The 13,243-nt window shown below is 72.0% G+C and carries 12 protein-coding genes and 1 tRNA gene; 6 read left to right on the plus strand and 7 right to left on the minus strand.

The genetic code is table 11. From position 1 onward, the window contains the following. The first annotated feature begins 76 nt into the window (after nt 1–76). Nucleotides 77–799, plus strand: a complete 723-nt coding sequence (locus OG906_RS16095) for a methyltransferase domain-containing protein (RefSeq protein ID WP_329443508.1) — start codon at nt 77–79, stop codon at nt 797–799. 134 nt (nt 800–933) lie between these two features. Continuing rightward, nucleotides 934–2,322: an NAD(P)/FAD-dependent oxidoreductase gene (locus OG906_RS16100; protein ID WP_329443509.1), complete on the plus strand. Its 1,389-nt coding sequence runs from the start codon at nt 934–936 to the stop codon at nt 2,320–2,322. Between the two features lie 59 nt (nt 2,323–2,381). Here OG906_RS16100 and OG906_RS16105 read toward each other — a convergent pair. Then, nucleotides 2,382–2,456, minus strand: a tRNA-Thr gene (locus OG906_RS16105). A 245-nt stretch (nt 2,457–2,701) separates the two neighbouring features. Between OG906_RS16105 and OG906_RS16110 the strand changes: the two genes are divergently transcribed. The 3 genes from OG906_RS16110 (at nt 2,702) to OG906_RS16120 (ending at nt 5,320) form a co-directional block, all read left to right on the plus strand. Next, nucleotides 2,702–3,790, plus strand: coding sequence for an ABC transporter ATP-binding protein (locus tag OG906_RS16110; protein ID WP_329443511.1), 1,089 nt, complete (start codon nt 2,702–2,704; stop codon nt 3,788–3,790). Nucleotides 3,791–4,083: 293 nt separating this feature from the next. Beyond that, nucleotides 4,084–4,497 carry a hypothetical protein gene (locus OG906_RS16115; RefSeq protein ID WP_329443512.1) on the plus strand — a complete coding sequence of 138 codons (414 nt, stop codon included), beginning with the start codon at nt 4,084–4,086 and terminating at the stop codon, nt 4,495–4,497. Between the two features lie 52 nt (nt 4,498–4,549). After that, on the plus strand, nt 4,550–5,320 hold the full coding sequence (locus OG906_RS16120) for a nucleotidyltransferase family protein (protein ID WP_329443515.1): 771 nt from the start codon (nt 4,550–4,552) through the stop codon (nt 5,318–5,320). A 174-nt stretch (nt 5,321–5,494) separates the two neighbouring features. On the opposite strand, the gene OG906_RS16125 is transcribed toward OG906_RS16120, so the two are convergent. The 6 genes from OG906_RS16125 to OG906_RS16150 all read right to left on the minus strand — a co-directional run bounded on the left by OG906_RS16125 (nt 5,495) and on the right by OG906_RS16150 (nt 11,884). Beyond that, nucleotides 5,495–7,072: a DoxX family protein gene (locus OG906_RS16125; protein ID WP_329443518.1), complete on the minus strand. Its 1,578-nt coding sequence runs from the start codon at nt 7,070–7,072 to the stop codon at nt 5,495–5,497. A 151-nt stretch (nt 7,073–7,223) separates the two neighbouring features. Continuing rightward, entirely contained in the window at nt 7,224–8,195 is a 972-nt protein-coding gene (gene rlmB, locus OG906_RS16130) for a 23S rRNA (guanosine(2251)-2'-O)-methyltransferase RlmB (RefSeq protein WP_329443520.1), read from the minus strand. A 109-nt stretch (nt 8,196–8,304) separates the two neighbouring features. Continuing rightward, on the minus strand, nt 8,305–9,705 hold the full coding sequence (gene cysS, locus OG906_RS16135; protein ID WP_329443522.1) for a cysteine--tRNA ligase: 1,401 nt from the start codon (nt 9,703–9,705) through the stop codon (nt 8,305–8,307). 91 nt (nt 9,706–9,796) lie between these two features. Continuing rightward, nucleotides 9,797–10,309: a 2-C-methyl-D-erythritol 2,4-cyclodiphosphate synthase gene (gene ispF / locus OG906_RS16140; RefSeq protein WP_329443523.1), complete on the minus strand. Its 513-nt coding sequence runs from the start codon at nt 10,307–10,309 to the stop codon at nt 9,797–9,799. Further along, nucleotides 10,299–11,045 carry a 2-C-methyl-D-erythritol 4-phosphate cytidylyltransferase gene (gene ispD, locus OG906_RS16145; protein WP_329443525.1) on the minus strand — a complete coding sequence of 249 codons (747 nt, stop codon included), beginning with the start codon at nt 11,043–11,045 and terminating at the stop codon, nt 10,299–10,301. Before ispD ends, ispF begins: the two co-directional genes overlap by 11 nt. A gap of 356 nt (nt 11,046–11,401) precedes the next feature. After that, a complete protein-coding gene (locus OG906_RS16150; protein WP_003953493.1) occupies nt 11,402–11,884 on the minus strand; it encodes a CarD family transcriptional regulator in 483 nt (160 codons plus the stop codon). A gap of 613 nt (nt 11,885–12,497) precedes the next feature. On the opposite strand from OG906_RS16150, the gene OG906_RS16155 reads away from it, so the two are divergent. Continuing rightward, nucleotides 12,498–13,175, plus strand: coding sequence for a DUF461 domain-containing protein (locus OG906_RS16155; protein ID WP_329443528.1), 678 nt, complete (start codon nt 12,498–12,500; stop codon nt 13,173–13,175). Nucleotides 13,176–13,243 lie beyond the last annotated feature (68 nt).

Consider the following 13,243-nt stretch of genomic DNA (forward strand, 5'->3'; position numbering starts at 1 on the left):
CCCGGATGACCCGCCGCCACCCGGGGTACGCACCCCGTCGACACCGGTAGGCCGCAGCACCGAGGGAGACCCACACATGACCGTGTCCGACCGCTACCGCAAGGCCTGGGACGGCTACTGGGAGCAGAGCAACGGCGAACCGGGCGAACCGTTCTGGGACGCGGACGCCTCCCTGACCGCCGAACGGGACATCGCCCTCCTCGCCCCCCACGCCGACCCGGCCCTGCCCCTCGCGGACCTCGGCTGCGGGAACGGCACCCAGACCCGCCACCTCGCCACCCGGTTCGCCGTCGTCGTCGGCGTCGACCTCTGCGCGGCCGCCGTCGCACACGCCCGCCGCGCCGACCCCGCGGGCACCGCCACGTACGAGCAGCTGAACCTGGCCGACGACGCCCAGGCCCACGCCCTCCACGACCGGCTCGGCGACACCCACGTCTACATGCGGGCCGTCCTGCACCAGAGCGACCCCGAGGACCGGCCGGCGGTCGCCGCCTGCGTCGCCACCCTCGTCGGAGACCGCGGCCGGGCGCTCGTCCTGGAACCGACCGGCGAGGCCAAGGCCGTTCTCCAGGACCACGCGGAGCGGTCCGGCGGGCCCTCCCCGAAGCTGCGCCGCGTCAAGGAACACGACCTGCGCCCCGGCGAGGTCGCCGACGGCGAGATCGCCGGGCTCCTGCGCGGCGCCGGCCTGCACGTCCTCGACGAGGGCGAGACGGCCCTGGCGATGAGCGAGACCCGCGCCGACGGCACCCCCGTGATGCTCCCCGCCCGCTGGTTCGTGGCCGGCCGCCGCCCCTGACCCACCCCCGGCCGCCGGCACGCGTACGTCCCCCCGCGCACCCGCCGCATCAGCCAGAAGGCCGCGCATCCCGCCCCGGAACCCGGCACCGCGTCCCTGGACACCCCTTCGCGACGAGGTGTAGCAACTCCCCCATGACGATCAACGGTGGAATCTCCTTCTGGCACGCGACGGACGCCGGCGCCCCCCGGCCGCCCCGAACCCCCCTCACCGGCGACGCCACGGCCGACGTCGTCATCGTCGGCGGCGGCTACACCGGCCTGTGGACCGCCTACCACCTCAAGACCTCCGCACCCGACCTCCGCGTCGTCGTCCTGGAGCAGAAGACCTGCGGCTACGGGGCGTCCGGCCGCAACGGCGGCTGGCTCTACAACGGCGTCGCCGGCCGCGACCACTACGCCGAACTCCACGGCCACGACGCCGCACGCCGCCTCCAGCAGGCCATGAACGAGACCGTCACCGAGGTCATCCGCACCGCCGCCAAGGAGGGCATCGACGCCGACATCCACCACGGCGGCGTCCTCGAAGTCGCCCGCACCCCCGCCCAACTGACCCGCCTCAAGGCCTTCCACGCCGCCGAACTCGCCTTCGGCGAGAGCGACCGCGAGCTGTACGACGCCACCGACACCCGGGCCCGCGTGGACATCACCGACGCCATCGGCTCCAGTTGGTCCCCGCACGGCGCCCGCGTCCACCCCTTGAAGCTCGTCCTCGGCCTGGCCGCCGCCTGCGAACGGCTGGGCGTCGTCATCCACGAGTCCACCCCCGTCACCGACATCGCCCCCGGCCGGGCCGCCACCCCCCACGGCACCGTCCGCGCCCCGTACGTACTGCGCTGCACGGAGGGCTTCACGGCCGCCCTCAAGGGCCAGAAGCGGTCCTGGCTCCCGATGAACTCCTCGATGATCGCCACGGCCCCGCTGCCCCCCGAGGTCTGGGACTCCCTCGCCTGGTCCGGCCGGGAGGTGCTGGGCGACATGGCCCACGCCTACATGTACGCCCAGCGCACCGCCGACGACCGCATCGCGATCGGCGGCCGCGGCGCCCCGTACCGCTTCGCCTCGCGCGCGGCCGGCGCCGAGAACACGGGCAGCACGGACCCCGCCACCGTCGCCGCGCTCACCACGCTCCTGACCTCCTTCTTCCCGCGGCTGGCGGGTACGGAGATCACCCACGCGTGGTCCGGGGTACTCGGCGTCCCCCGCGACTGGTGCGCCGGCGTCACCCTGGACCGCCTCACGGGCCTCGGCTGGGCCGGCGGCTACGTCGGCTCCGGCGTGGCCACCTCCCACCTCGCCGCCCGCACCCTGCGCGACCTGGTCCTGGGCGATTCCACGGAACTGACCGCCCTCCCCTGGGTCGACCACCGCGTCCGGCGCTGGGAGCCGGAGCCCTTCCGCTGGCTCGGCGTCCACGCCCTGTACGCCGCCTACCGCGAGGCGGACCGCCGCGAGAGCGCCACCGGCACCCCGAACACCACCGCCCTGGCCCGCCTCGCGAACCACGTGTCAGGCCGCCACTGACCCCCACCCCCACACGCCGAAGGCCCCGGACCACAAGGATCCGGGGCCTTCACGCACGGAGCCCCCTGTCGGATTCGAACCGACGACCTACGCATTACAAGTGCGTTGCTCTGGCCGGACTGAGCTAAGGAGGCGCAACCGTCATCACTTTACACAGCGGGCCATTCGCGGGGCCATCACGTTCACGGGCGCACCGGACACCCCACCGGCCAGGGGCGGGGTCCCCTCGTACGTGCCCCGCGGGCGGTGAAGTCGGCCGCGTCCGGGTGCTGACAGAACGGGCGTGGCCGGGGTAGCGTCGGGCGGAGTCCGATTACTGGACTAGACCTTCCACTCGGATCGTCCGGCACGTTCCTGCCGGTAGAAGGGATTCATCACCATGGCTTCTGTCACTTTCGACAAGGCGACCCGGCTGTACCCCGGCGGCGACAAGCCCGCCGTGGACCAGCTCCAGCTGGAGATCGAGGACGGCGAGTTCCTCGTCCTCGTAGGCCCCTCCGGCTGCGGCAAGTCCACCTCGCTGCGCATGCTCGCCGGCCTGGAGGACGTCAACGGCGGTGCCATCCGCATCGGTGACCGCGACGTCACGCACCTGCCGCCCAAGGACCGGGACATCGCGATGGTGTTCCAGAACTACGCGCTCTACCCGCACATGTCGGTCGCCGACAACATGGGCTTCGCGCTCAAGATCGCCGGCGAGGACAAGGCGACCATCCGCCGCAAGGTGGAGGACGCGGCGAAGATGCTGGACCTCACCCAGTACCTCGACCGCAAGCCGAAGGCCCTCTCCGGTGGTCAGCGCCAGCGCGTCGCGATGGGTCGGGCGATCGTCCGCAAGCCGCAGGTCTTCCTGATGGACGAGCCGCTGTCGAACCTCGACGCCAAGCTCCGCGTGTCCACCCGTACGCAGATCGCCGCCCTCCAGCGCGACCTGGGCATCACCACCGTCTACGTCACCCACGACCAGGTCGAGGCCATGACGATGGGCGACCGCGTCGCGGTCCTCAAGGACGGCCTGCTCCAGCAGGTGGACACCCCCCGCAACATGTACGACCGTCCCGCGAACCTCTTCGTCGCCGGCTTCATCGGCTCGCCCGCCATGAACCTGGTCGAGGTCCCGATCACCGACGGCGGCGTGAAGTTCGGCGACAGCGTCGTCCCCGTGTCGCGCGAGGCGCTGTCCGCCGCCGCCGACGCGGGCGACCGCACCGTCACGGTGGGCGTCCGCCCCGAGCACTTCGACATCGGCGACACCGGTGGCCTGACCATCACCGTGAACGTGGTCGAGGAGCTCGGCGCCGACGGCTACGTCTACGGCTCGACCTCCGAGGCCGAGGGCAAGCAGGACATCGTGGTCCGCGTGAACGGCCGCCAGGTCCCGGAGAAGGGCTCGACCCTGCACGTGGTGCCGCGCGGCGGCGAGATCCACGTCTTCTCGACGTCCTCGGGTGCCCGTCTCTCCGACTGACGTCCACACGGCGGCAGATGGGCCGTGAACGGGTGACACACGAAGGGGCGCTCCGCCAAGGGGTGCCCCTTCGGCGTGAGTTGTACGCGCGGCCCCGGCGCGGGCCGCGCGTACGGCGGCCGAACCCGGTTCAGCCCCGGCAGCCGCCGGGGCGCCAACCCCTGCGAGAACCCCGGCAGACCGGGCCATTCAGCCCTACTCGTCAACCCCCTATTCGAAAAGCCACGTCGAACCATCCCCCGACCGGGTGACTAAATGTCGCCCCATCCTCACCGAGCGCTACTCTCGCCCTCGTGACCCACTCTGCCCGCCGTATCGGCCGTTCCCTCGCCCTGGTCCTGCCCGTCGTCCTGGTCCTGTCCGGCACCCTCGCGGTCACCATGGTCCCCTGGTCGGACACGTCCTCGTCCCAGGTCCTGACCGCGTCCGCCGAGGGTGTGTCCGTCCCCGCGAAGCCGCGCGCCGCACAGGACGTGCTGCGCGACAAGCTGCTCACCGAGCTGCAGGACGGCGCACAGCCCGGGGTCGTCCTGACGCACCTCCAGCAGGAGGTGGACCGGCGGCCTTCCCTCGCCGCGCACTGCGTGGGCATCGCGCGGGCGCTCGGCCGTGCCGCGGTGGACGCGTACGGGCCCACGAAGGCCCAGTCGTTCGCCCGGCCCGTGTGCGACACCTCGTACGCGACCGGCGTCGCCTCCATGGGCTGACGCACGCCGCGTCGCCCTCCGCCGGAGTCGGGGTCTCCCTACTCTGACCGCCATGACCGACGTTCCCCCCGCAGCACCCCAATCCACCCATGACGCGGCCGCGTTCCCGGCCCGCCCGACCCAGGCAGTGATCCTGGCGGGTGGCCAGGGCTCGCGGCTGCGCCCGTATACGGACGACCGGCCGAAGCCGATGGTAGAGATCCCGGGCACGGGCATCCCGATCATCGGGCACCAACTCGCCTGGCTGGCCTCGGAGGGGGTCACCGACGCGGTGGTGTCCTGCGGGCATCTCGCGGAGGTCCTCCAGGACTGGCTGGCCCGGGCGCGCCTGCCGCTGCGGGTGACCACGGTGGTCGAGGAGGAGCCGTTGGGGCGTGGCGGCGGCCTCAAGTACGCCGCGCGCAGGCTCCCGCACCCCGACGAGCCCTGGTACGCGACCAACGGCGACATCTGGACCCGGTTCTCGCTGCGGGAGATGGCGGCCTTCCACACGGAGCGCGGTGCGACCGCGACGCTCGCGCTGGCCCGCCCGCGGATCCCGTGGGGGGTCGTGGAGACGAACGAGTTCGGGCAGGTGCTGGACTTCATCGAGGCGCCGCCGTCGCCCTATCTGATCAACGCCGGCGTATACGTCTTCGGCCCCGAATTCACCGAACTCCTGCCCGAGTTGGGTGATCACGAGCGGACCACCTTCCCCCGGCTGGCCCGGGAACGTCGCCTGGCGGGCTTCCCGCTGCCCCAGGGCGCCTACTGGCGGGCCATCGACACCGCCAAGGACCTCACCGAGGCCGCCCGGGAGTTGGCCGCGCAGAGCGGCGCCTGAGCGGCACCTGAGCGCCTCCCGGGCCGGGCCCCGCCCGAGCCTCCCGATCGCCCACCCCGCCGACCCGGTACGCGTAAGGGCCCGGCGCGGTACGCGAAAGGGGCCGCGGCACGCGAAAGGGCCCGGCGCGCTCCTCGCGCGCCGGGCCCTCCCCCGTACGGTCGTCGCGTCCGGTCAGCCGCCGATCAGGCCGCCCACCAGGCCGGGCTTCCTGGCCGGGGTACCGCCGCTGCCGCCCCCGCTGCCGTTGCCGCCGGTCGCACTGCCCGCGCTGCCGTTCCCGGAGGACGAGGACGGCGCCTTCTGCGGGCTGGACTGGCGCGGGGCGCTGCTGCGCGGGCTGGACTGGCTGCCGGAGCCGCGGGTCGCGGAGGGCGACTGCGCTCCGGTACCGGCGGTCTCGCGGGCCGCGGAACCGGTGCTGCCGCGGCTCGACTTGCTGGTCGGGGCCGAGGCGCCGGCCGACGGCGAGGCCTTCTTCACGGGCTGCTTCGGGGTGGACTGCCGGGGGGACGGCTGCTGCTTGGTCGGGGTCTGCGGCAGCGGGGTCCCCGGCAGGTAGTTGCTGGGGGCGCGGCCCGGTCCGGGGACGGTGACCACGGCGGTGGAGCGGACGGCGCCGCCGAGCAGCGAGCCGATGAGCAGGGTGAGTCCGCAGACGACGGTGGCCATGACGGCTCCGCGCCGCAGGACCCGCCGGCGCAGCCGCCAGACCTCGCTGCGCGGTCCGAGGGTGCGCCAGGCCTCGCCGGCGAGGCGTCCGTCGAGGGAGTAGACGGGGGCGCCGGCGATGATCAGCGGGCTCCAGGCGGCCAGGTAGATGATGTCGGGGGCGTCGTAGGCGGGGACGGTCTTCCAGCTGACCGTCATCAGCAGCGCGGCCGACAGCAGCGCCCCGAAGCAGGCGGCGAACCGCTGCCACAGGCCGAAGACCGTCAGCACGCCGACGATGACCTGAAGGAAGGCCACGCTGAGGCCGGCGCCGACCGGGTGCGCGAGCGCGAAGTCGCGCAGCGGTTCGGCGAGTGCCCACGGCTGGAGGGTGTGCAGCCAGGTCACCATGGAGCCGCGTTCGCCGCCGTCGAAGTAGACGGGGTCGCACAGCTTGCCCATGCCGGCGTAGATGGAGATGAAGCCGAGGAAGACGCGCAGCGGGAGCAGCACGACGCCCAGGTTCATCCGGCGGCCGGGGTAGTACTGGGCCTGGGCGCGGGAGTCCGCGGCGGCCCGGCGGGAGTCCGCCCCGCCTCCGCCCGGTCCGTCGCCGTCGCGCGGGTCGTACGACAGGTCTCGTACGGCGGCCGACGGACGCGTCTCGTCCGGGTCCCCGTAGCTGCGCTGGCCGATGACGGTCGGCGTGGCGAGGGTGTCGTCGTCGAGGTCCTGCGCGAGGTCGACGCGCGGGATGGTCTGGGTGGCGCCGCCGTCGTACTCGTCGGAGCCGCGCCCGGCCTCCCGTACGGCCTGGAGGAGTCCCCCCATGGCCGCGGAGTCGCCGGGGGCGGCCTTGCCGCTCCAGACGACGGGGGCCCGGCGGCGGGTGGCCCCGGCGACGGCGGCCGCGGCGGCGACGCCGAGGACGGGTGCGCGGCCGGGGGCGTTCGCGGGCTTGGAACGCGCGCTCGGGCTCGGTGCGAGCCGCACGCGGAAGCTGGCGTGGTTGACGATGACCTGTGCGGGATCGCACGGCACCTTGACCATGCTCAGCGCGGGCTGGTCGTCGAACCCTGACGTTCTGGTGTCCACACTCATCTAACCGAGTGATCAGTGGTTAGGACACTGCCTTGACATCAGGGATCTGTCCGAGACCCGTCAAGATCAAGTCACCCCGCCCGAATCGGGCGGGGTGACACGCTCACGGGTCATATTCCCTGAGCCAAGTGGATCAAGGGGGTTGGTCCCTTCAGAGGCGGGGGGCCTCGGCGCGGCGGCGTGCGGCCTCGTACAGGACGACGCCCGCCGCGACACCGGCGTTGAGGGACTCGGCGCCACCGGGCATCGGAATCCGGACGAGGTAGTCGCAGTTCTCGCCGACCAGGCGGCCCAGTCCCTTGCCCTCGGAACCGACGACGATGACGACGGGACCGACGAGCGCCTCCAGGTCGTTCACCGTGTGGGTGCCCTCGGCGGCGAGGCCGACGATGGCCATGCCGGCCTTCTTGTAGTCCTGGAGGGCGCGCGTCAGGTTGGTGACGCGGGCGACCGGGGTACGGGCGGCCGTGCCGGCCGAGCTCTTCCAGGCACCGGCGGTCATGCCGGCGGCGCGGCGCTCGGGGATGACCACGCCGTGGCCGCCGAAGGCGGAGACGGAGCGGACGATCGCACCGAGGTTGCGCGGGTCCGTGACGCCGTCGAGGGCGACGATCAGCGGGTCCTCGCCGTTGTCGTGGGCGGCGGCGGCGAGGTCCTCCGGGTGCGCGTACTCGTACGGCGGGACCTGGAGCACCATGCCCTGGTGGTTGAGCCCGTTGGTCATCCGGTCGAGCTCGGGGCGCGGGGCTTCCATCAGGTTGATGTTGCCGCGCTCGGCCGCGAGCTGGAGGGCCTCGCGGACGCGCTCGTCGTTCTCGATGAACTGCTGGACGTACAGGGTCGTGGCCGGAACACCGTCACGCAGCGCCTCGAAGACCGGGTTGCGGCCGACGACCATCTCGCTCGTGCCCTTGGGACCGCCGCGGCGCGGGGCCGGGCGGCGCTTGGCCGCCTGTCGGGCCATCGCGTTGCTGATGCGGTTCGCCTTGTGCTTCTTGCGGTCCTCGGCCTTGGGCGTGGGGCCCTTGCCCTCCAGGCCCCTGCGCCGCTGGCCACCGCTGCCGACCGTCGCGCCCTTCTTGTTGGACGTGCGGCGGTTCCTGCGCTGGCTGTTCCCGGCCATGACTTCTACCTGTTTTCGTTGGTGCTGCGGTGTGTACGTATGAAGAGTGTGCCGCCCGGGGGGCCGGGCGGCACAGTCGGACTGCTCCGGTGGCACTGCTCCGGTGGGCTCAGCGGGGGCCGAGCGTCCAACGGGGTCCCGTGGGGCTGTCCTCGATGACCAGGCCGGATTGCTGGAGCTGGTCGCGGATGGCGTCGGCGGTCGCCCAGTCCTTGCGGCCGCGGGCGGACTCGCGCTGTTCCAGGACGAGGCGTACGAGCGTGTCCACGGCGCCGTGCAGGTCCTCGCCCCGGTCGGTCTCGCCCGCCCAGTGCGGGTCGAGCGGGTCCAGGCCGAGGATGCCCAGCATGGCCCGCACCTCGGACAGGCGCGCGATCGCCGCGTCCTTGTCGTCGGCGGCCAGGGCGCTGTTGCCCTGGCGGACCGCGGTGTGGACGATGGCGAGCGCCTGCGGGACACCGAGGTCGTCGTCCATGACCTCGGCGAAGGCGAGCGGGACCTCCGCGGCGGGCTCCACGGGCCCGCCGGCCTTCTCGATGACGCGCTGGTAGAAGCCCTCGATGCGCGCGAAGGCCGACTCCGCCTCGCGCAGCGACTCCTCGCTGTACTCGATCATCGAGCGGTAGTGGGGGGTGCCGAGGTAGTAGCGCAGGACGATCGGGCGCCACTGCTTGACCATCTCGGAGACGAGGACCGAGTTCCCGAGGGACTTGGACATCTTCTCGCCGGACATGGTGACCCAGGCGTTGTGCACCCAGTACTTCGCGAACTCGTCGCCGAAGGCCTTGGCCTGGGCGATCTCGTTCTCGTGGTGCGGGAAGATCAGGTCGAGCCCGCCGCCGTGGATGTCGAAGGCGCTGCCGAGGTACTTGTGCGCCATGGCGGAGCATTCCAGGTGCCAGCCGGGGCGACCGCGGCCCCAGGGGGTCTCCCAGTCGGGCTCGCCGGGCTTGGTGGCCTTCCACATCGCGAAGTCGCGGGGGTCCCGCTTGCCCGTGATGCCGTCCTCGGAGGGCTGGCGCAGGTCGTCGATGTTCTGGTTGGAGAGTTCCAGGTAGCCGGGGAAGGACCGCACGTCGAAGTAGACGCTGCCGTCGGCCTCGTAGGCGTGGCCGCGCTCGATGAGCGTGCGCATCATCTCGATCATCTCCGGCACGTGACCGGTGGCGCGGGGCTCGTACGTGGGCGGGAGGCAGCCCAGCGCGTCGTAGCCGTCGTTGAAGGCGCGCTCGTTCTCGTAGCCGATGGACCACCAGGGGCGGCCCTGCGTCTCGGCCTTCGCGATGATCTTGTCGTCGATGTCGGTGACGTTGCGGATGAAGGTGACGTCGAGGCCGCGGTAGGCGAACCAGCGGCGCATGATGTCGAAGTTCAGGTACGAACGGACGTGCCCGATGTGCGGGGCGGCCTGCACCGTGGCGCCGCACAGGTAGATCGAGACACAGCCCGGCGTGAGGGGGGTGAAGTCACGGATCTGCCGGGCGCTGGTGTCGTACAGGCGAATAGTCACGGCATCCAGGGTAGTGCGCGCGTAGCAGTGCCCCGCGACCCTTTGGGGACGCGGGGTGACGTTTGTGGCGCGGGACCCGGCGCGAACGCTCTCACTCGGGCGATTTCCCGCTGTTCGTCCGGTAGACGAGGGCCGTGGCGATGGCGGCAAGGCCCTCGGCCCGGCCCGTCAGGCCCAGGCCGTCGGTCGTGGTTCCGGACACGGCGACGGGGGCGCCCGCCGCGGCGGCGAGCGCCTTCTGTGCCTCTTCGCGCCGCCTGCCGATCTTCGGGCGGACGCCGATCACCTGGATCGCGATGTTGCCGATCTCGAAGCCCTCGGCCCGCACGATCCGGGCGGCCTCCGCCAGCAGGGTGACCCCGGCGGCGCCGGACCACTCGGGGCGGGAGGTGCCGAAGTGCGCGCCGAGGTCGCCGACGCCGGCGGCGGAGAAGAGGGCGTCACAGGCCGCGTGGGCGGCGACGTCGCCGTCGGAGTGGCCGGCGAGGCCGTCCTCTCCCTCCCACAGCAGGCCCGCGCACCACAGTTCGCGGCCGGTCTCGAAGGCGTGCACGTCGGTCCCGATGCCGACCTGCGGGATCGGGATCAGGGGACTAGTAGGCATCGGTGGCCCTCCTGCGGGCGAGTACGGCCTCGGCGAGGACCAGGTCGAGCGGACGGGTGACCTTGAAGGCCTCTTCGTGGCCGGGCACCACCACGACGGTGACGCCCAGCTGTTCCACCATGCCGGCGTCGTCGGTCGCGCCCTCGCCGCGTACGGCGACCCGCTCGTGGGCCCGTACGAGCGTGGCGAGGTCGAAGCCCTGCGGGGTCTGCACGGCGCGCAGACGGGCCCGCTCGGGCGTGGCGACCACCGGCTCGGGCTCGCCGGGCTTCCCGGGCTCGACCTCCTTGACGGTGTCGGCCAACGGCAGCGCCGGCACCACGGCGGGGGCGCCCTGACGGACGGCCTCGACGACGGAGTCGACGGTGTCCACGGGCACCAGCGGCCGGGCCGCGTCGTGGATCAGCACGGCGGTGACGTCGGCCGGCAGCGCGGCGAGACCGGCGCGCACGGACTCCTGGCGGGTCTCCCCGCCGGGCACCACGAGGACCTCGGTCCGCTCGGGCAGCGCGTGCTCGTCGAGCATGCGGCGCACCTCGGGGGCGCCGTCGGGCGGGGCGACGACCACGACGAGGGAGACCGCGCGGGAGCGGGCCATCGCGCGGACGGCGTGGATCAGCATCGGGATCCCGCCGAGGGTCCGCAGCGCCTTGGGGGCGCCGGGACCGAGGCGCAGCCCGCGCCCGGCCGCCGGGATCACGGCGGCGGTACGGGGGGTGCGCGTTGCGTCAGACATCAGTGACTCCGAGCCAGGTTTGTGACTTCGGCCGACATGGGTATGGCCTCAAGGGTGCCGGGTGCGACGCCCTCGCCCCTTCCGTGACGACCGGTCGAGCCGGCTGCCCGGACCCGGCACGCCAGTGAGGTTCGCACTTTGGTGGTCCGCACTTCGGTGGGGCTTGCACCACCGGGTGAAAACCAGCAGGGTGGGCACCGCGGAGCGCGTTCCGTGGAAGTTGCCGGGACAAGCAGCGCAGGCAGTGTGCGCAAGCATGGGTACAGACATGCCGCAGCGCCCGGCGACAAGTTTCCTTGTCATCGGGCACCGCGGCACGACTGTGTACGACCGGTTGTGTGCGACCGGTGTTCGCGTCAGGACGCGAGAACCTCGTCGAGGAGAGCCTCGGCCTTGTCCTCGTTGGTGTTCTCGGCGAGCGCGAGTTCACTCACCAGGATCTGGCGCGCCTTGGCGAGCATGCGCTTCTCACCCGCGGAAAGCCCGCGCTCACGCTCACGACGCCACAGGTCACGCACGACCTCGGCGACCTTGATGACATCGCCAGAAGCGAGCTTCTCCAGATTTGCCTTGTAGCGCCGGGACCAGTTCGTCGGCTCTTCGGCATACGGTGCGCGAAGCACCTCGAAGACCCGGTCCAGCCCGTCCTGGCCGACTACGTCGCGAACGCCGACGAACTCCGCATTGTCCGCAGGCACACGAACCGTCAGGTCGCCCTGGGCGACCTTGAGCACCAAGTAGGTCTTGTCCACGCCTTTGATCTGACGAGTCTCAATGGCCTCGATCAGCGCGGCCCCGTGATGGGGATAGACCACGGTGTCGCCAACCTTGAACGTCATGTGACAGGTACCCCTTCCGTGGCTATCCAGGGTAACACGAGAACGGACTGTTATGAATGGCGTTTTCGCAGGTCAGGGCACATCTCGGGGCTTGACAACAGCGACACGAACGTGCTGCGAAGGGCTTGCGGAAGGGGGTATTCGCAGGTCGGAGGTGCTGTGCGGACCAGGAGAAACGGCCACGTTACACCTGACAGGTACCCCGTCCAGTGTGATGTACATCCCGTTTTGCCCGTTTCCGCAACCGAAAACCCGACTACTCCGTTCGACTGGCGGGCGGACGTACGGAGCGGTTCCGGCCCAATCCCGAATTGATCATCGAGGGGTGTTCGAAGGATTCCCGGAATTGATCACCGAACGGCCCGCGCACGATATGGGGAATGCGAGATCACGGACGGATCCCCCGAAGATCGCGGGGTGATCGCCGAACCGACGCAGGGCGGCCGGCGCCCTGCGGAGGGTCGGGTGCGGGGGCGGGGCGGCGGCTCGGTAACCTAAGCGCGCTGACACACCCTTAGGACGGCTTTACCTCAGCCGCCCCAGGGGGAACCTCCCAGCGCACTGGCTGGGGGCGTCCACCCTCCGTCCGAACGTCCAAGGAGTTGCCGCCGCCGTGAGCCGCAGCCTTCGACGCGGCGCCCTCGCCGCTACCGCCGTCGTCTTCTCGATCGCTGCGCTCGCCGCATGCGGAGCGGGCAACAACGCCCAGACCCTCGAGATCAAGCCGGACAACGCCGCCATCACCAAGGGCGACATCAAGATCCAGAACGCCCTGGTGATCACCCAGAGCGAGCAGGACAAGAAGGGCCCGGCGGCCGTCTCGGCGACGGTCTTCAACACCGGCACCCAGGCGCAGACCCTTGACGGCATCACCCTCGCGGGTGGCAAGAGCAAGGTCGTCCTGAAGAACGCCGAGGGCGCGGGCAAGATCACCGTGCCGGCCGGCGGCTCCGTCGTCCTGGGCGGCACGGGCAACGCCTCCGCCGTGGTCGTGGGCGGCCGCGAGGCAGTCGAGGACGGCAACGTCCAAAAGGTCACCTTCCAGCTCAGCAGCACCGGAGACGTGGCGCTGGACGCCTTCGTGGTCCCGGCCGCGGGCATGTACGCGGGCTACGGCCCGACCGTGGCCCCGGTCGCCGCGCCGAGCCCGTCGGCCTCCCCGTCCGGGTCCGCCTCCGGGTCCCCCTCGGGCACCCCCTCCGGTGGTCCCTCCGGATCCGCCGCGGGCACCCCCTCCGGTTCCGCCTCGGGCAAGCCCTCGGGCTCCCCGTCGCAGAGCGCCGGGCACTGAGCCCCGGCCGTCACGACGTACGTACGGGAAGGGCCCCCGACCGCTCCGGCGGTCGGGGGCCCTTCCCG

Origin of the sequence: Streptomyces sp. NBC_01426 (assembly GCF_036231985.1) — a bacterium.
In the GTDB taxonomy this organism is placed as follows: Bacteria; Actinomycetota; Actinomycetes; order Streptomycetales; family Streptomycetaceae; genus Streptomyces.